Genomic DNA, 19,204 nt, shown 5'->3' on the forward strand with positions numbered 1-19,204 from the left:
TTCCATTAAGTAATTTCAATATGCCACTAAAACAACCTATTCATTTTTTTAAATGGTATGTTTTGGCTTTTAGCCTGTTTTGTGGGATTTATTCCAATCATATTCAGGCTCAGGATCCCGTCTATTGGCAGCTTACGGATGAGGAAGGGTTGCCTAGTATGACTGTTTATCAAATGCTGCAGGACACCTTTGGCTTTATCTGGATGGGAACTTCCAACGGCCTTGTGAGATATGATGGAGTAGAATTTAAACCCTACAGGCATGCCGCCCAAAAAGACAACGAAATTGTAACGGTAACTAAGGATAATTTTGGAAGAATATGGTACAGTGATTTATCCCACCAACTTTTTTATATTGAAAATGACTCTACTCATTATTTTTGGGGTAACGAATTGAGGGCAAATAATGTGTTTGAATCCTATATTATTTCAAAGGATAAATTAATACTCAATTTAAGGAATAAAAACAAACCAGGCACTACTACTCTTGGTTTGATATCTTTGGAGGGTAATTTGCCTAAAAATGATATCAAAGGTATTATCCTCTTACCGGAAAATCAAGGAGAGCGTTTTACCTACTTAAAGGAAAATGGAATAGATTTTGTCTATATCTACGATTCAGCCTTTGAAAATAATAATAGTTTTCGCATTGATGAAAATGGTATCAGTGAAGTTAACTTTTCAGATTTCATTCAAACACAAAATAAATCCCTGGGAATTACCTCGAGAAGCTCTTTTTATGAATTTAATGGAACGCTTTTTGTTCACCTTGGGAATAAAGTTCATTACAAAAACCAAAATTCTGATAAAATTTCAACGCTGGTCTTTTCCCAAATGATAAATCAAGTCCATTTTTTTGGAGATGAAATTTGGTATTTAACAAAAGGAGGATTAAATATTGTTCAATTTGGTGAGCAATTTCAATTGAAAAAACATTTATTTCAAAATATTTGCCTGAATAATTTTTTCAAAGACAAGGAAGGAAATTATTGGTTTGCTACGGATACCCAAGGGGTCATCATTGTACCATCCATGGATATTATTAAAATTAATCCACCGGATGACATAACTTCCATTTATTCAATAACCCCCGATTTAGAGCGAAAACATCTTTTCATTGGCCAGAACGAAGGATTAATTAGTATTGTTGACAATAAAACAGGCAAAGTTATTCATAATATTTCTTTACCTGCTACCTCCGGGCGCGTCGCTAAAATTCTACTGAAGGACAAAATATTTTTTGGGACTGACAATGGCTTATTTTATAAAGATAAAATACTTGCAACAAAATATCACAGAGTTGTAAAAAGCATAGCCGTTAAAGATATATTAATAGATGAAGACAATTTTATTTGGATAGCCAATAATTTCAATACAAAAAAAATACCCCTTGACTCTTCAAATTTTGCAGAAAACATTTTTTTTGACGATTATGAAAAAATGGTAGATGAGAGGTGTTATGCGTTATGCAAGTCATTTAATGGTGATATCTGGATAGGAAGCACTCGGGGGCTTTTTATTTACAACGAGGGAAAGACTGCTCCATTCCTTGAAAAAGGAGAACAAATCCCATACAGTGTTTCAGATATTATTCAAACCAAAGATTCCTCAATTTGGGTAGCCACCAGTACCGATGGCCTGATCCGTATTAAAGCTAATTCCGTAAAAAACAAGTATACTTCATCTAATTTCCTTCAGTCCAATACCTGTAACACTTTGTTTGACGACGACCAACATCTTTGGATAGGAACAGCCGCTGGTCTCTTCAGATTGGATATCCAAAAGGAAACTTTTGATTGCATTGATAAATTCGATGGTTTGTCTTCTCAGGATATTCTATCTGTTGCTGTACTAAATGGCATTGTCTGGGTAGGAACGCCAAAAGGGTTATTTTCGTTCCCCAAAAACAGTATAGCAAAAAATACTTCGCCTCCTCCAGTTTACATCACTAATATTTCCATTCATGACAAGAATTCTACCCTACTCGATCATTACGACTTTAAATACAATCAGAATAATCTTCAGATTGATTTTTTAGGCCTTGGATATCGCTCAAGAGGAAATCTGAGCTATGAATACCAAATGCTAGGTATTGACAGTTCGTGGACCAGCACAGAGGCCCGTTTTGCCCGGTTCCCTGGTTTAAATCCAGGAAATTACACCTTTAATGTTATTGCCGTAAATGAAGATGGCACAAAAAGTGCAACCCCTGCATCCATCAAAATCTTTATTGCTCCTCCCTGGTGGGCAACATGGTGGTTCCGAATTTCTGCCATAACAGGCTTGGTCGGCTTTGGATGGTTTTTACTACACTTAAGGTATAAAAACATCAGAAAGCGCGAAATCATGCAACAGCAATTTGATAAAAAAGTCAATGAATTATCTATGCTTGCGCTTCAAACCCAAATGAACCCGCACTTCATCTTTAATTCTCTAAATGCTATTCAGCAGTTTCTGACCACTAATGATAGAGAAAGTGCTATGAACTACCTTTCCAAATTCGCTCGTCTGATCAGAATGGTTTTTGAGCAATCCGGCAAGAAAAAAATATCATTGGAGGAAGAATTAGAGTTTCTTAAAATATACCTCGCCCTTGAAAGTTTACGTTTTAGCCATGAGGTTGAAATTGAACTAAAAATCTCAGACGAAATCGAACAACAGATGGATGATTATTACGTCCTTCCTCTACTCATTCAACCTGTCATTGAAAATGCTTTCAAACATGGTTTGTTTCATAAAAAAGATGAAAAAAAACTATCAATCCTTTTTAAGAAAGCAGGTAATTATTTAAAATGCACCATCATCGACAACGGTGTTGGCAGGACAAAAACAGCAGAAATTAACCAATGGAAATCTGGTAACCACAAGTCTTCCGGTCTTAAAACAACCAGGGAACGGCTTGACATATTTCATCAAAATCACCCGGAATTTAAACACGAACCTTATTTTAAAATTACTGACTTGCACCAGAATGGACAACCTTGTGGCACAAAGGTGGAGGTTGTAATTTAACACTTAAATACTACTGCATAATGAATACATTAAAATCCGTAATCGTTGAAGACGAGATAAGTAGTCAGAATACACTTAAAAATATGCTGAATGACTTCTGCGATGGTATTGAAGTTTCAGGCATAGCCGGGACAGTTGATGAAAGCATTAAGTTGATCCAAAAAGTGAAGCCCGATATTGTATTTCTCGACATTGACCTTCCTGAAAAAAATGGTTTTCAGCTATTGGATTATTTTCCGGATGCATCTTTTGAGATTATTTTCACCACTGCACACAATCAATATGCCATCAAGGCCTTTAAACTCTCTGCCATCGATTATCTTTTAAAACCGATTGATCTTGAGGAACTTCGTCTGGCAATTTCAAAAGTAGCCGATAAAAAAAAGGATATATCCAGCCGGGAAAAATACAGATTGCTCATAGAAAACATGAACAATAAATCTAAAATGCTCAGCCTGCCCTCCAGGACAGGCCTGGTTTTTGTAGAAATAAAAAATATTATACATTGTGAAGCAGATGGGAATTACACCATTTTTCACATGACAACAGGAGAAAAACATATTGTTTCTAAAACATTAGGCATTTATGATCAACTCTTATCCGATTTAAATTTTTATAGAATCAACAGAAAGGATCTGGTTAATCTCAATCATATTTTAGAATTAAGGCGACAGAAAAAAATGACTGTTAAACTAAGTGACAACAGTTTTTTACCAATTACCGATTCCAGAAAAGATGAATTTCTGGACTTATTGGGTGCCGTTTAATAATACCAGCCATCCAAATATTTGACAAATATTTTGGCCAGGTTTCTCGCATCATCAATGCCCCGGTGGTGTTCTCCTGTGAAGTCAAACCCTTCTTTTTCAACGGCAGATTTTAATCCTCTGCTGCGGTGCAGCCCTTTGATTTCCTGGTACTGTTGCTTAACATTGAGATGAGGTGCGGTCCAATCAGAATCAAGATCGTGCAAATTACAATCCTGAATCAACATCTTTTTATCAAAACTTCCCCAGGAACACAAAGTATAATCTTCGTCGAAAATATCGATCCATTCCTGGAAGGCTTCCACTACATCAGGAAATGTTGCGGCCCGGTCCACCCGTTCCTGTTCAATCCCCGTCAATTGCCGGCAAAATAAAGACAAATTTGGACTGAGCACAGGTTTTACGAACTTGCAGAAGCTATCAAGCAATTCACCGTAGCGGTTTACTTTTATGGCGCCGATCTCTATGATTTCCTGTATCTTTCCCGGCGGCCGGCCTTCCCAACAGGTAGCTTCAAGGTCATAAACGATAAATATCATTTGTTTTTCTCTTTACTCATTTCCAATAATAAGTCGATCTTGGTTTCCAAGGCTTCAATTTTATTTTCGAGTTCTGCATTATTGTCCATGGTCATTTCATCTACAAATACAGCATTCGCCAGGGACATCCCGAAAATCCCCCCTGTCAGTACTACCATCACAAAATAAGCCCGAGTCATTCCCATCAAAATTTCATTATCCAATCTTTCTGAAATCAAAAGAGGAATTTCGTTCCATCCTTCAATGGTAAACATTTGAAAGATAGAATAAGCCGACAATATCGGGTTTTCAAAATATTCCGGCACCACCTCTCCATAAAAATGACAGGTAATTACCGCCAACAGTAAATCCAAAATCAATAAGGCCACAAAAACAAAAACAGAGGCTTTCATCGCACGTCCCAAACCTGTGACTACTTTTTGCACGTCCGGGACAAAGCGGATAAAACGCATGATCCTCACCAACCTGAAAATACGAAGTATCATTACAATTGAGGTATCCGGCAATGGGAAAAAAAGCATCAACAAAGAAGGAAGACTCCCAACCACCAGGATAAAATCAAAAATATTCCAGCCATTGGCAAAGTAGTTTTTTCTTCCATACTCTCTTATTTTCACAAGGGCTTCCATGGTAAAAAAAAGGATAAAAAAATGATCCACCCATTCAAGGATCTGGCTCCCTTTGAAAATCGGAAAATACATGGTAAAAATTACGATCGTATTCAATACGATGGCAATTAGCACCTTTCGCTCTTCAAGGAATATTCTTTTAAACATTTCGATATTACTTTGTTGATATTTTCGGCCCTAAAAGGGGATAATTTAACTTAGGCTCAGTAAATATTAAGTATCTTGGATCCGATGAACAAGTATACAGAAAAAATCCAATACTTAAAATCTATTAAGGTCGGATATCGAACGGAGACAAAAATCACCATAATTTTTGAAAAAAGGTGTTATATATTATTGTTTTTTAAATAATTACTTCTTGAAAGAAAATTTCCTTTTTTTTTAATTTTTTTTATTTAAATTCGCCGACAAATCAGAATTAATGAAACTCGGAGTATTAAAAGAACAAAACGACAATCGCGTAGCTCTGGTTCCACAAAGTCTATCAAAATTCAAAGATCTTGGAATTGAAATTTTAATAGAAACAGGAGCCGGAGAAGGTGCAATGCATTCAGACGCTGATTATGCAGAGCACGCTACCGTAACCTCTCGCGGAGAGATCATCCAGCATGCTGACCTTTTACTCAGCATAGATCCGTTAAGCGATGAAGAATTAAAGATGGTGCCGAAAGGCAGAACCATTATTGCTCAATTCGAACCGTTCCTCGACAAAGAGATCACCGGTAAACTGCAGTCCATGGGCCTTAATGGCCTTAGCATGGATATGATCCCCCGGACCTCCCTGGCTCAGGCAATGGACGTACTGTCATCGATGGCTTCGGTCGCCGGTTACAGGGCCGTACTGGAAGCGGCGACCTACCTGCCGAGATTCCTGCCTATGATGATTACTGCCGCAGGAAGTATTAAACCTTCAAGGGTTTTAATACTCGGTGCAGGGGTTGCAGGCCTCCAGGCTATTGCCACGGCAAGAAGACTGGGTGCCATTGTGGAAGCCTCTGACACACGTTTGGCCGCCAAGGAAGAAGTAGAAAGCCTTGGTGCAAAATTTGTTGAAGTAGAAGGTGCCAAAGACGATACCAGCGCGGGCGGTTATGCTGTTCAACAATCAGAGGAATTCCTCCAAAGACAACGCGCAGAAGTGCAGTTGAGAGCGTCCAAAGCCGACATCATTATCACAACGGCCCAGGTTCGGGGTAGAAAAGCACCTATCCTGATTCCAAAGGAGACCATTGGAAAAATGAAAAAAGGCGCTGTCATTGTCGATCTGGCTTCTTCAACAGGCGGCAATGTCGAAGGCAGTAAAGACAAAGAAGTGGTGAAGATAAATGGCGTAACCATCATCGGTAATTCAAGCCTCGCTTCTAAAATGCCTGAAGATGCCAGTTTCCTCTACAGTACCAACGTTCTCAATTTCGTAAAAATACTGATCAAAGACGGGGCGTTGCATCTGGATAAGGGAAATGAAATCATCAGAGGGGCATGGTTCACAGAACCAGCAGAAGCTTAATCGGCCCGATCAGTCTTTTTTCCTAATTTAATAATTACCAATCAATTAAGATATGGATACGTTTTATCAGTTTTTTAATACAAACCTCATCCTGCTCTATCTGTTGATCTTCACGATCATCCTCGGATTTGAGGTTATCTCCAAAGTACCTACGGTTCTTCATACGCCTCTGATGTCAGGAGCAAATGCCATTAGCGGAGTGGTTATCATAGGAGCAATTCTGCTGGTCAGACAGGCAGATCCCACTGACTATTTCTCGCTTGGATTGGGCTTTTTCGGAGTCGTCCTCGGAATGATTAATGTTATGGGTGGTTTTGTGGTAACGGACAGAATGCTGGAGATGTTTAAAAAGAAGAAAAAATAAACGCACTCAATTCAGTCCCGCATCTTTTAGGGAAATAAATATGACTCAATTCAACATTGGGGATTAACTCAACAAGAAAAAAAAGAAAATGGCTTACGATTTTTTTATAAACTTAGGATATTTAGTCGGAGCGGTAGGTTTTGTATGGGGCCTTCGTCTCCTGAGTTCTCCTGACACAGCAAGAAGGGGAAACATCCTGGCAGGAATAGGTATGGGACTGGCAATTTTGTCCGCCATGCTGGCTCCTATGGCCGGTGCAAGCAATAACTACGGATGGATTCTCGGCGGTATGGTCGTTGGGGGCATCATCGGAGCTTTTGCTGCCAAAAAAGTAAAAATGACGGATATGCCTCAAATGGTTTCCGTTTTTAACGGCCTTGGTGGAGCTTGTGCCGTATTACTCGCCTCCGTAGAATTAATGCTGGTGTATAAAGGCGGCAATTCGATAAGCAGCGGCCCCCTGGCTATCCTGCTTAGTACTATTTTAATCGGGGGCGTGACCTTTACCGGTAGTATGCTGGCTTATGCCAAATTACAGGGCCTGTTGGGAGACAATAAACTATTATTGCCAATGCACAGCATGGTCAACAATGTTCTGCTTCTTATCATTTTGGCTTTTGGAATTTACATGTTCACCTTGGGCGGAACTGCAGGAGTCACCTTAGGAATCATCTTTCTATTGTTGTCTTTAATTTATGGTGCATCCTTTGTTATCCCAATCGGGGGGGCGGATATGCCGGTAGTTATCTCCCTGTTGAATTCCTTTTCAGGGATTTCAGCCGCCGCCGCGGGTTTAATTTATGGAAACAATATCATGCTCGTCGGGGGGATCCTTGTGGGGGCATCAGGAACCATTCTTACGGTTTTAATGTGTGAAGCGATGAACCGTTCTCTGCTCAATGTACTGATCGGTGGTTTTGGAGGTGGAGGGGCCAGTTCCAAAGGGGCTGACGGAGAACAGGTTGCCAAAGAAGTTTCCCTTTCCGATGCTGCCATCCAATTATTCTATTCCCAATCCGTGGTGATTGTTCCGGGATACGGACTTGCCGTAGCTCAGGCGCAGAAAGTATGTAAAGAAGTGGAAGATCTGTTAACCGCCAACGGCGTGGAAGTAAGATACGGGATTCACCCCGTTGCCGGACGTATGCCAGGCCACATGAACGTATTGCTGGCCGAAGCTGATGTTCCTTACGACAAACTGCTCGACCTCGAGGCTACTAACTCCGCCTTGAAGACCGCTGATTTTGCAATTATTGTCGGTGCGAACGATGTAGTCAACCCTGCAGCACTCGACGACCCGGGAAGTCCTATTTACGGTATGCCTGTACTCGAAGTTTGGAACGCCAAACACGTTATCGTGCTCAAACGTAGTATGAGTGCCGGTTATGCAGGTATTCAGAATCCATTGTTCTTCCACGACAAAAACAGAATGCTCTTTGGAGATGCGAAGGCAACACTGTCTAAATTAGCCAATGAGTTAAAAGACATGTAACCTTCATTTCAATATTTTGTGTAAAATGGCAGTTAATTCGAGTGAATTTAACTGCCATTTTTATTTTTGTGTTGTTATTCAATAAACCTATTTTATGGATCCGAAAATATATGACCTGATTATTATTGGTGCCGGCCCTATAGGACTGGCTTGCGCAATAGAAGCAAAAAAAGCAGGGCTGACCTACACCATCATTGAAAAAGGATGCCTGGTCAATGCGATGTATAATTACCCTAAAAACATGACCTTTTTTTCCACCTCAGAACTGTTGGAAATCGGAAATGTACCTTTTGTTTCTCATGGTCATAAACCTACCCGTTCGGAAGCCTTAGAGTATTACAGGCGGGTGGCTGACCACTGGAACCTTAAATTGAATCTTTATGAAGAAGTAATTAGGGTGACCAGGCAAGACGGTGGTTTTGACATAGAGACCATAAAAAATAAGCATAAAACTAAAAATATCATTGTAGCCACCGGATTTTACGGGCTGCCGAATCTTATGGGGATTGAAGGGGAGAATCTTCCCAAAGTGCTCCATTACTACGATGAACCCCACCCCTACTACCGGCAGAAAATTGTCGTAGTGGGTGGCGCCAATTCGGCAGTGGACGTGGCATTGGAGACTTTTCGTAAAGGGGCCGAAGTCACCATGATCATCAGGGAAGACACCATTGGAAAAAGAGTAAAATATTGGGTTAAACCAGATATTGAGAACAGGATAAAAGAAGGGAGTATTAAAGCCTATTTCAATTCAAAGCTAAAAAGGATAACTCCCGGAACGGTAGAAATTGAAACCCCCGAAGGGCTGAAAGTAATAGAAAATGACTTCGTTCTTGCGATGACCGGATATGTTCCCGATTTTTCATTTTTACAATCCCTTGGAATTGAATGCTACAATGACGACAGAAAGCCGGCCCACCATCCGGAGACTTTTGAAACCAACATTAAAAATATTTATTTGGCAGGGGTTGTTTGCGGCGGAATGAATACCAATTCATTATTCATTGAGAACTCCCGCTACCATGCGGTCAACATTATTAGAAATATTGTTGAAAACCAATAAATTAGTATCAGTAAGCAAGCCAAAAATTACCGACAGGCCTTTCCGGAAATTAAGTACCTTCCTGTTGATTTTTCCATGATCTCAACCGGGAGAATTTTTTTAATGGCCTCAAAAACTTCTTCAATGCTGGTTTGAGCATCAAAGTTAGAGGTAAAAGTACACTGGTTCAGTTCAACAGGCAACTCAATCTCAACTTTGAATTTTCTTTGGATCAAGGATACTGCCTCTATCAGGGGCAATTCTTTAAAAACCAATTCTCCCGTGCGCCATGCCTGGGCATTCGTAAAGGGCGCCGGGCGTTTTTCCAGTTTTTGACCGTGGTTATAAATCCCTTTTTCCCTGGCAGTAAGCTGGATACTTTTACTACTCCCCTTAGGCTTGAACTCCACCTTTCCTGTTTCAACTTCCACCTCTGTAAAATTTTCACCGGGATAAGCTCTAAGATTAAAGGAGGTGCCCAAAACCTGAACCCTGGATTCCTGTGTTTCAATAACAAAAGGCTGAGCCGGGTTGTGAGCCACTTTAAAATAGGCCTCTCCGGTAAGTTTAACCACCCGCGTTTTTCCATCAAATGATTCCGGATAGTCAAGTTGACTGTTTTGATTCAGGGTTACGATAGTCCCATCCTGCAGGAAAATGTCTTTTTGCTCATTAAAAGCTGTAATATCAGAAAGGGAATGATCCTGAAAAATCGTCTTCCAGCCAATAGCCACCGTCAAAATCAAAGCGATGGCAGCGGCTGCCCGCAAAAAGTAACGGCGAGAGGAGGTGATAGAAACTACTTTTGACGTTTTTTCGGGTTTATGCATCCTGCTTTTTAAGCTGGAAAGACCGCCTTCCACATCAGGTTGGTATCCTGATTTATACCCCCCGCTAAGGTTCCAAAGGGCTTCCACATCCTTTGATGAAATTTCGGGGGAATGGTCTATCCAGTTTTGCAAATGCTTATTTTTTTTCGTACTCATAACAGGCTTTCAAAAGATGTTTATTTGATCTCGGAGTAAATTATCATTTTTCATTAATCCTGACACCAATTTAAAACCCTCCCCCTATTCTTTTACAGAATAATTAAAAAAACGGAATATGGCCGACAAATAAAGCCAAAACCATAAAGGAATCAAGGGCCGTGCGCAATATTTTTAGTGCCTTGGAAATTTGGTTTTCGACAGTTTTAACAGAAATATCAAGATCTTCTGCAATTTCTTTGTAGGATTTTTCTTCGAAGCGGCTCAACACAAAAACCATTCTACATTTTTCGGGTAATTCATCAATCGCCAGGTCAATTCTTTCCTGCATTTCGCTGGCTTCAAGGTTTTCCGGTGCCTCGGTAAATTTACTATGCAAATCAGGACTCTTTTCCACATCCACGGTTTTCAGACGCTGATCCCGAATATAATTGAGGGTTTTATTGACCGCAGCACGCCTGAGGTAGGCTTTAATCGATGTGTTGATCTGAAGGCTTTCATGTTTGCGCCATAATTCAAAAAAGACATCCTGTACAAGATCTTCCACGACCTCCGCTTTTGGCAATACACGGTAAACCGCACGACACAAGGAATCGTAATGCTCTCTGAAAAGAATCTCTACCGCCTTTTCTCCATCACGGTGTAATAAGTCTAATAATTCCGCGTCAGTCAATACATTTTCTGTTTATGAAATAAGCTTAAACCTGCCAAAAATATATCTAATGGTTCAATAAATGAAATTCGCACTTACTTTCTTCCCAACAATTATGAGGTAAATAATCCAATAGTGTTTGCCGAATAAAAAAGAGCACCCCACTTTCTAACCAAAAACACCCACTTTCCATGTATGGGGAGCCACAATCTAATTAACCAAAAATTAGCCCTTTGAACCGTTTATATTTGCATCGTGTAGTTTTCTCATAGTATGTTATTTGCTCCTACGTCCGATTTGCCTCCCCAGATGTAGGAGCTTTTTTTTTACCCCAACCAAAGGGTTTCTTTCCATCGCTGATAAATCTCTCTTTCCCGACAATTTAACCATATTACCGCTCATCTGTCCTCTTTTTCATCTATTTTTGTGCCGTTATGCAAAAATCGATATTCATGCGGCAATTGTTTTCTCTATTATTTTTTTCTTTTTTCTTCAACCTTGTACTGTCCGCCCAAATGTGGAACGGCCAGGATTCCCTTTACGGAAATGAATGGATCCGATACGACCAAAATTATTTTAAAATATCCATCGCAGAAGACGGATTGTATCGACTTGACTATACCACGTTGCTCAATGCCGGCATTCCTTTAAACGATATTGCCCAGGATAATTTCCAATTATTCCACCTGGGAAAGGAGATTCCCTTATTTATTTCTTCGACAGGGAACAATTTGACGAACAGTGATTACATCGAATTCTACGGCCAGAAAAATCGTTCTGAAATAGACCAATACCTTTATGAATTGCCGGAAGAAGAACTGCTCAATCCCTATTACAGCCTCTTTTCCGATACGGCGGCCTATTTCCTCACCTGGAGAGACAGCGGAACGGGACTTAGATTTGACCCACTGGAAAATGAGCTGACCAACCTGCCGCCAAAAGAAATGTGGTACTGGCAGCAAGCACAAATGGTATTCAGCAACCGCCAGGTTCAAAAAACTTACACTGATGGCATTGCAGAGTCTATTTTCGAAAAAGGAGAAGGATTTGCCTCACAATTTGCGAACAACGTTACCTATAGCATCCCAACTTCCAATGTTTTTACCGGAGGCCCTGACAGTGCCGATTATGAAATCAGGCTGGTCTCCAGTACCGGGTTTACCCACAACCTGGAAATAAACATCAACAATGTAAACCTGGTTGATGAAGACTTTTCAGGGTACAATTTCAAAAACTACCAGATCAAAAAACCAGTTGCAGCTTTAAACAACGCTGAACAAATTAATATCAAGGGAGGTACCACCAGCAACGACAATTATGCCGTGGCCAGCATTACCTGTAAATATCCAAGGACTTTTAATTTTAACAATGCCGCTTTATTTCATTTTTCTTTAGCAGGAAATGGCATTCCACAATACCTCGAGATACAAGATTTCAATACCAGTGGCAATATTGTGCTTTACGATATTACCAATCAAATAAGGATCAAAGCTACTACAGAAGGTAATTTGGTTAAGGTAAAATTACCCGCCTTCACCGGCAAGGCTGACCTGATCCTCCAGCAAACAAATTCCGGCTGGACTCCGGCTTCCTTAAGCCCCGTTAACTTTGTTGATTACCAGGGTGCCAATGCCGACTATATCATCATCAGCAACAAAGCTCTTTTCAACGATGGACAGGGCAATAACCGGGTGCAGGAATATGCTGATTACCGGAGTTCTGCCGACGGAGGGAACCATAATGTACTGATCGCCGAAATTCAGCAGCTCTACGATCAATTCGCTTATGGGATTCCCAATCATGCCATTTCCATCAGGAATTTTGGACATTGGGCCAAAAAAAACTGGTCCGCGGCAAAATTCATGTTCATCATGGGTAAAGGAAGACAATACGATGCCATTCGAAAACCGGACCAACTGGCGGCACCGGGAAACCAAACCTATTTTATTCCCACGTTCGGGATACCGGGCTCGGATAACCTGTTATTGGGCAGTACCACCTCTCAGGCTCCCATACTTGCCATCGGACGTATTCCTGCCTCATCTGCCCTGGATATTAAATACTACCTGGACAAAATTAAAACCCATGAATCCGGATTTACTTCGGAAAATGAAAAAGACCGAAGCTGGCGTAAAGAAATCATCCACCTTGGCGGAGGTGGAAGTCCGTCGGAGCAGCTGACGCTGAAAAATCATCTCGAACAAATGGCCGATATCATCGAAAACAATGAATTCGGCGGCCACGTTTACGGTTTCTACAAAACGAGTTCCGAACCTGTTCAGCAGTCACAATCTGCTGAACTGACCAGCAGGATCAATTCAGGAGCTTCGATCATCACTTTTTTCGGCCATTCAGGCACCGGAGGATTTGATTTCAGTATCGATGATCCTACAACCTACCAAAACTACGGCCATTATCCCATTATGTTTTCATTGGGATGCCTTTCCGGACAAATCCATCTGGACCTGGAAAGTGTGGGTGAAAAGTTTATTTTCCAGGAAGAAAAGGCTGCCCTGGGTTTTGTGGCTACCACTGGTTACGGTTACATCTTTGCGCTAAGCAATGCGGCCAAAAAGATTTACGAATATTTGGGCACCGATCTTTACGGAAGGGGTATTGGAGAAATTCTCCAACAGACCCTTCAACATTTTGATGAAACAACAGGCATTCCAACACGCACACTGGTTCAACAACTCACCCTGAACGGAGATCCCGCCCTGGTCGTCACTCCCGGTGCGGGCCCGGATTACAAATTTGACGTGGCCAATACCAAATTTTCTCCGACGGTCATTGACGCCCAAAGGGATAGCTTCGAACTAAAATTCAGGGTGCAAAATATCGGACGTGCTTTGGCCGACAGTTTTTGGGTGGAAGTCACCCGGCAGTTCCCGGATCAATCCCAGGTGCTGGTCATAAAACAAAAAATAAAAGCTCCTTTATATTCAAGCGATTTAAGCTATAAATTACCCGTTCTGGGAACGAGCGCCATTGGTTCCAACCGTTTTTTCATAAAGCTCGATTCAGAAAATGAGATCGAAGAATTTCCGGCTCCTTACGCCGAAGAGAATAATGAATTGTCTAACGGATTAGGGGAAACCGGTGTTGAACTTTACATCTTCGCCAACCAGGTGATGACCCTTTCCCCTGTGAAATTTGGCATTGCCGGAAATGCTCCGGTTACCTTAAAAGCAGCGACGGCTGATCCCTTTGCGTCACAAGCCACTTATATTATTCAGATAGACACGACCGCACATTTCAACAGTCCTGCACGGCTGGAGACGAATATTTCCGAAAAAGGAGGAATCATTGAATGGATGCCTCCGGTGAACTGGCAGGATAGCACCGTCTATTATTGGAGGATAAGTGCAGACACCTCTGGCGGGTTTGATTACTTGTGGGATAACAGTTCTTTTATTTTCCTAGATGAAAGCGGGCCGGGCTGGAACCAGTCCCATTATTTTCAGTTTACCGACGACTATTATGAAAACATGGAAATCGGGGAAGTTAACCGCCGGTTCAATTACCTGGAAGATGTAAAATTTATCCGCATCCAAAACGGAGTATTCCCTACCGTCTGGCCCAGCATCAATTTCAACAATACGCCCTATGGTTACATTGCCTGGAACGAATCCACCAACGGAGGGGTTTATATTGCCGTAATGGATTCTACCACCATCGATCCATGGCTCAATAATCCTCCCGGGCTTTATGGAAGCCGGTTGGACAACTCATGGGCATACGGCTGGGGCGTTTTCCCTTTTTCCACGCAAACCCAGGAACAACGGGAAAAGGTCATCAACTTCCTCCGGGATACCGTTCCTTCCGGCAATTATGTTGCCATTTACACCATCCAGCATGATAATATCGATTACGAACCGGAGGAGTGGGCCGCCGATTCAATTGATCTGGGAACAAACCTATTTCAACTATTTGAAAATCAAGGGGCTACACAAATAAGATCTACGGCTACATCAGGAGCAATCCCGTATGTTTTTGTTTATAAAAAGGATGACCATTCATTCCCCGCGATAGAAACCACGGGCAACCTGACGGATCCGTTTGAAGTAGTGTTTGACATTCCCGGAATATGGGATAGTGGTGCGCTGAGGTCAACAACCATTGGTCCGGCGGCTTCCTGGGAAAAAGTACAATGGCGGCAAAGTGAAGTGGACATTTTGGATGAAGTTCAATTTGACCTGTTTGGCGTTAGAAATGATGCCTCGAAACAATTGCTGATAAAAAACCTTACCCAACCCGATACGGTACTTTCATGGATTTCCGCCGAAGAATTCCCTTATCTGCAACTCAGGTATGCCACGAAAGATACTTTATTGAGAACTACCCCTCAACTGGATTATTGGAGAGTGATCTTTGAAGGACTACCGGATGCAGTGATCAATTCCAATAAACACTTTGCCTTTCATAAAGACACCTTGCAACAAGGGGAAACGCTTTCCCTGGAATTTGGCATCGGCAATGCCAGCCGTTATGATATGGATAGCTTACTGGTTTCCTTCAAGGTGACCAATGAAACCAATGACATTTTAATAAAAGAAAAACGATTCGCTCCGTTACCTGCAGAAGAGGAAATCATAGCAAATTTCAACCTCGACACCCGCGAACTGAGCGGGCCTCAGCGCATGATGATCGAGATCAACCCACACAATGATCAACCTGAATTGAATCACATCAATAACATCGGGCTACTCGATTTTTATGTCGAAAAAGACCAGCGCAACCCATTATTGGATGTCACTTTTGACCAGGAACGGATTCTCGATGGCGATCTTGTTTCTGCTAAACCTCACATTGTCATTGCCTTATTGGACGAAAACAGGTTCCTTGCCTTAAATGATACGACCCAACTCAGGATACTGATCAAAAAGCCGGGAGCAACAGATGTGAGTCCGATCTATTTTAATTCCCAATTATTGCATTTTTATCCCGCCAATGAAAACCAGCTGAGCCAGCAGAATAAGGCTGTGGTGGAATTTGAGCCTCAATTTACCGAAGACGGGATGTACGAACTCATCGTGCAGGGAGAAGACGCAACAGGCAATCCATCAGGATCCATTGATTACAAAATTTCATTTGAGGTAATCACCAAAAGCAGTATTTCAAACATCCTGAATTACCCGAATCCGTTCGTTCACTCTACCCGGTTTGTTTATACCCTGACGGGAGACCAGGCTCCCCCCTATTTTTCCATCCAGATCATGACCGTTTCGGGCAGAATTGTTCGTACTTTAACACAAGATGACCTCGGCCCTTTAAAGCCGGGAACCCACCAGACTGAATACGCCTGGGATGGCACGGATGAATTTGGAGACAGGCTGGCCAACGGGGTGTATATTTATAAGGTGACCGTAAAGGATGAAAATGGTAAGGCTTTCGACCATTTTGGCAATGAAAGCGCAGATCGGTTCTTCCAGAAAGGATATGGAAAAATGGTAATTTTAAGGTGAGATGATTTTGAGTAATTGACTTTTTATCAAATATTTTCCAAATTTGAATTTCAAACTAAAATTCCTTCCTATACTCTTACTGCTGCTGGTGGATCTTGTTCTGCTATTCTTCGTTTATGACGATTATGGCATCGGCTGGGATGAAAACTCAAGTCGGGACATCGGGGTGCATAATGCCCTGATCGCCAATGAAAAAACGGGATACCAGCTCTATCCAAAAGCTGAACTGGAATCCAGGATCAAAGAAAAACTGGACGAAACGAAACAAAGTGAATATTTAAACCAGGACCATATACAAACCTATTCATACCGCATGTATGGCCCCGCTTTTGAACTGGCACTAGTCGGATTAGAACGAATAATAGGACTGAACCAGGACCGGGAGCTCTACCTGTTTCGTCATATAACCACCCACCTTTTTTTCCTTTCCGGAATCTTCGTTTTTTACCTGTTGTTGTTTTACCATTTTCAGGATTGGAAAATTGCTCTTTTAGGAACAATCATGCTCTTGTTGGTTCCTAGGTTATATCCACATTCATTTTTCAATCCCAAAGACATTCCGTTTCTGGTAACGTGCATTTTTGCTACTTACAGTATGTTCCGGTTCGTGGATAAGCCTGGAGTGGGCTCAGCCATAATTCACGGCCTCATTTGCGCATTGGCGATCGACATCAGGATTATTGGCCTGCTGTTTCCGTTGATCACCATCGGGTTATGGGGAGCAGAAATTTTCCTGCTCAGAAAACCCCAGGGAAAAGAACCATTTCAGGCCTTTAAATATTTGCTGGTTTACGGCATCAGCATTTCTCTTTTTGTGATCCTGTTCTGGCCGTATTTATGGAACAATCCTCTGGAGCACCTGGTCTGGTCTTTCAAAAGTATGTCAAACTATCCCTGGCAGGGATCCTTATTGTTCCTGGGGAAGATTTATACGCCCGTGGAATACCTTCCCATTAGCTTTTACCCGGTATGGTTCAGTATCATTACGCCTCCTGTTTTTTTCGTTGGGTTCCTTTTTTCCTTTTTCAGGTTTTCACGGATTAATTTTAGGGCCCTTACAACTGAACGCAAGATCGACCGGCTTCACCTGACTTCCATTTTATTATTTATTCTCCCCGGGTCATCGGCCATTTTATTAAAATCCGTGTTATACGACGACTGCCGGCATTTCTTTTTTGTCTATCCCTATTTCATCATTATGGTGTTATCAGGTTTTTTATGGATCAAACAAAAACTGGAATGGCTTTACAAGTTCAAAATCATATACTTTTACGGAGGCATGGCTACTTTACTGCTCCCCATTCTGGTTAAAATGGTTATGTTGCATCCCTTTGAATATGTCTATTTCAATGGCCTGGCAGGAAAAAATATCGAAAAAAACTTTGAGACAGACTATTGGGGAATTTCATACAAGGAAGGATTCGATTGTATTTTGGAAGTTGAAAAAACATCCAAAAACATTAAAATAATGATGGATGATTCCCTGCTCTCTCCCGTCGTTTATAATTCATTTTTATTAAAACCGGAACAACTGGAGCAGATCGAATGGGTAAATGACATCAGCGAGGCCGATTATTTTATGACCACTTACCGTTGCACTGCAGACCGAAGGGAACATTTAAAACAATGGCATATCGATCCGGATTGGGAAGTCGATTCCATCTATGCCGGGGGCATCAAGATACTTAGTGTGTTTAATATTCAGAAAGAGTAAGCGGCATCGAGGTAAAATTTAACGCCCCAGTTGAGCCATTTGGCTCTCTGGTATTTACCCCAAAACGGATCAGAACCGGGAAACCCTCCCTTAATGCCTTTAATGGGAATTTGAGATTGAGCCCGTTGAGCGCGGACAAAAAGATTTTGAGCCCATTTTTGATAAAGCTCTTTGCCGGTTCTTTGAAAAAGTTTGTTGAAAATGATTACCAGTTGAAAATGCCCGGGCACACAAATATAGGAATAGTCTCCTTTCCAGTTTTCATCATAACTACCTGCCAAGCGCCCGTTTTCTTCGAGCAATTCAATTAATTTTCCGGCGATTTTTTCTGCCAGAGCTATATATTTTTCATTTATTAAAAGTATGCCACTTTCAAAAAAGCCCCGAATAGTGTAAGCAATGGTATGCGAAAAAGCCGGTTCACCGGGAGCAAAGCTCCAATTTTTAACGTTCAGTTCAGGGGTTATTTGCTGAGCATAATACTCGAGAGCATTTTCCATTTTCGGGCGGAGATACTGGAGCTCCAAAATTCCGTCGGCCAATAACAAAGCCCATACCACACGTGTATAATAGGAAGGCAGATATCCTTTTATATAGCTATCCTGTCTCCAACTGCCGTCCGTTTCCAGGATATCCAGTAAACGATCCACTGCAAGTCGTAAGGCTTCATGATAATGGTCACAATTCATCTTTAGAATCGCCGCCGTCAGGCCCAGTACAATTTGCCCGGTGTCAAACACATTCGGGGGCAACTTCCCTCCCACTCCACCAGGAAAATGACCGTCTTTCAACTGAATAGAACAAAGCCAATCCGCACATGAAAGCGCATATCCGGTCATTTGGGGATTGCCTGTTTTTTCGGCAATATCCAGCAACGTCGGAATAAGATAGCCCGTTGTTTCGGGGTACGCAGGTGCCCAGCCGTTGAAAGGTTGATAGAAGGCTGCTGATCCTTTGCCACTACAGACCTCAATACTTTGAACCAGCCAGTTTTGAGCTGCAGCAACCTGCCTTGGGGAAACTACATTGTCCATGC

13 protein-coding genes are annotated in these 19,204 nt (G+C 41.6%); 8 read left to right on the top strand and 5 right to left on the bottom strand.

Annotated elements, in window-relative coordinates:
- The first annotated feature begins 20 nt into the window (after window positions 1-20).
- Both H6571_02880 and H6571_02885 read left to right on the top strand, forming a co-directional pair.
- The gene (locus H6571_02880; protein MCB9322661.1) at window positions 21-3,011 is read left to right on the top strand and encodes a histidine kinase; all 2,991 of its coding nucleotides are present in this window, start codon (window positions 21-23) and stop codon (window positions 3,009-3,011) included.
- A 20-nt stretch (window positions 3,012-3,031) separates the two neighbouring features.
- The gene (locus H6571_02885; GenBank protein ID MCB9322662.1) at window positions 3,032-3,778 is read left to right on the top strand and encodes a response regulator transcription factor; all 747 of its coding nucleotides are present in this window, start codon (window positions 3,032-3,034) and stop codon (window positions 3,776-3,778) included.
- Here the strand turns inward: H6571_02885 and H6571_02890 are convergent.
- Both H6571_02890 and H6571_02895 read right to left on the bottom strand, forming a co-directional pair.
- Complete coding sequence (locus H6571_02890) at window positions 3,775-4,317, bottom strand: exonuclease domain-containing protein (protein MCB9322663.1); 543 nt, start codon at window positions 4,315-4,317, stop codon at window positions 3,775-3,777. The genes H6571_02885 and H6571_02890 overlap by 4 nt on opposite strands.
- Complete coding sequence (locus H6571_02895; GenBank protein MCB9322664.1) at window positions 4,314-5,093, bottom strand: ion transporter; 780 nt, start codon at window positions 5,091-5,093, stop codon at window positions 4,314-4,316. The genes H6571_02890 and H6571_02895 overlap by 4 nt, the downstream gene beginning before the upstream one ends.
- A gap of 274 nt (window positions 5,094-5,367) precedes the next feature.
- On the opposite strand from H6571_02895, the gene H6571_02900 reads away from it, so the two are divergent.
- The 4 genes from H6571_02900 to ypdA all read left to right on the top strand — a co-directional run bounded on the left by H6571_02900 (window position 5,368) and on the right by ypdA (window position 9,372).
- On the top strand, window positions 5,368-6,453 hold the full coding sequence (locus H6571_02900) for an NAD(P) transhydrogenase subunit alpha (protein MCB9322665.1): 1,086 nt from the start codon (window positions 5,368-5,370) through the stop codon (window positions 6,451-6,453).
- A gap of 52 nt (window positions 6,454-6,505) precedes the next feature.
- Window positions 6,506-6,817, top strand: coding sequence for an NAD(P) transhydrogenase subunit alpha (locus H6571_02905; protein ID MCB9322666.1), 312 nt, complete (start codon window positions 6,506-6,508; stop codon window positions 6,815-6,817).
- 88 nt (window positions 6,818-6,905) lie between these two features.
- Entirely contained in the window at window positions 6,906-8,309 is a 1,404-nt protein-coding gene (locus tag H6571_02910; GenBank protein ID MCB9322667.1) for an NAD(P)(+) transhydrogenase (Re/Si-specific) subunit beta, read from the top strand.
- Between the two features lie 94 nt (window positions 8,310-8,403).
- Window positions 8,404-9,372, top strand: a complete 969-nt coding sequence (gene ypdA / locus H6571_02915) for a YpdA family putative bacillithiol disulfide reductase (GenBank protein ID MCB9322668.1) — start codon at window positions 8,404-8,406, stop codon at window positions 9,370-9,372.
- 26 nt (window positions 9,373-9,398) lie between these two features.
- Here ypdA and H6571_02920 read toward each other — a convergent pair whose 3' ends face one another.
- Together H6571_02920 and H6571_02925 are read right to left on the bottom strand one after the other, a co-directional pair.
- Window positions 9,399-10,337 (bottom strand): FecR domain-containing protein, encoded by a 939-nt coding sequence (locus tag H6571_02920; protein MCB9322669.1) that lies wholly within the window; start codon window positions 10,335-10,337, stop codon window positions 9,399-9,401.
- A gap of 103 nt (window positions 10,338-10,440) precedes the next feature.
- A complete protein-coding gene (locus H6571_02925; protein MCB9322670.1) occupies window positions 10,441-11,010 on the bottom strand; it encodes an RNA polymerase sigma-70 factor in 570 nt (189 codons plus the stop codon).
- Window positions 11,011-11,441: 431 nt separating this feature from the next.
- Here H6571_02925 and H6571_02930 point away from each other — a divergent pair, with 431 nt between their 5' ends.
- Both H6571_02930 and H6571_02935 read left to right on the top strand, forming a co-directional pair.
- The gene (locus H6571_02930; protein MCB9322671.1) at window positions 11,442-16,454 is read left to right on the top strand and encodes a hypothetical protein; all 5,013 of its coding nucleotides are present in this window, start codon (window positions 11,442-11,444) and stop codon (window positions 16,452-16,454) included.
- 43 nt (window positions 16,455-16,497) lie between these two features.
- Window positions 16,498-18,168, top strand: coding sequence for a hypothetical protein (locus H6571_02935; protein ID MCB9322672.1), 1,671 nt, complete (start codon window positions 16,498-16,500; stop codon window positions 18,166-18,168).
- Here H6571_02935 and H6571_02940 read toward each other — a convergent pair.
- Window positions 18,156-19,202: a hypothetical protein gene (locus tag H6571_02940; GenBank protein MCB9322673.1), complete on the bottom strand. Its 1,047-nt coding sequence runs from the start codon at window positions 19,200-19,202 to the stop codon at window positions 18,156-18,158. The genes H6571_02935 and H6571_02940 overlap by 13 nt on opposite strands.
- Window positions 19,203-19,204 lie beyond the last annotated feature (2 nt).

This window comes from Lewinellaceae bacterium, assembly GCA_020636105.1.
In the GTDB taxonomy this organism is placed as follows: Bacteria; Bacteroidota; Bacteroidia; order Chitinophagales; family Saprospiraceae; genus BCD1.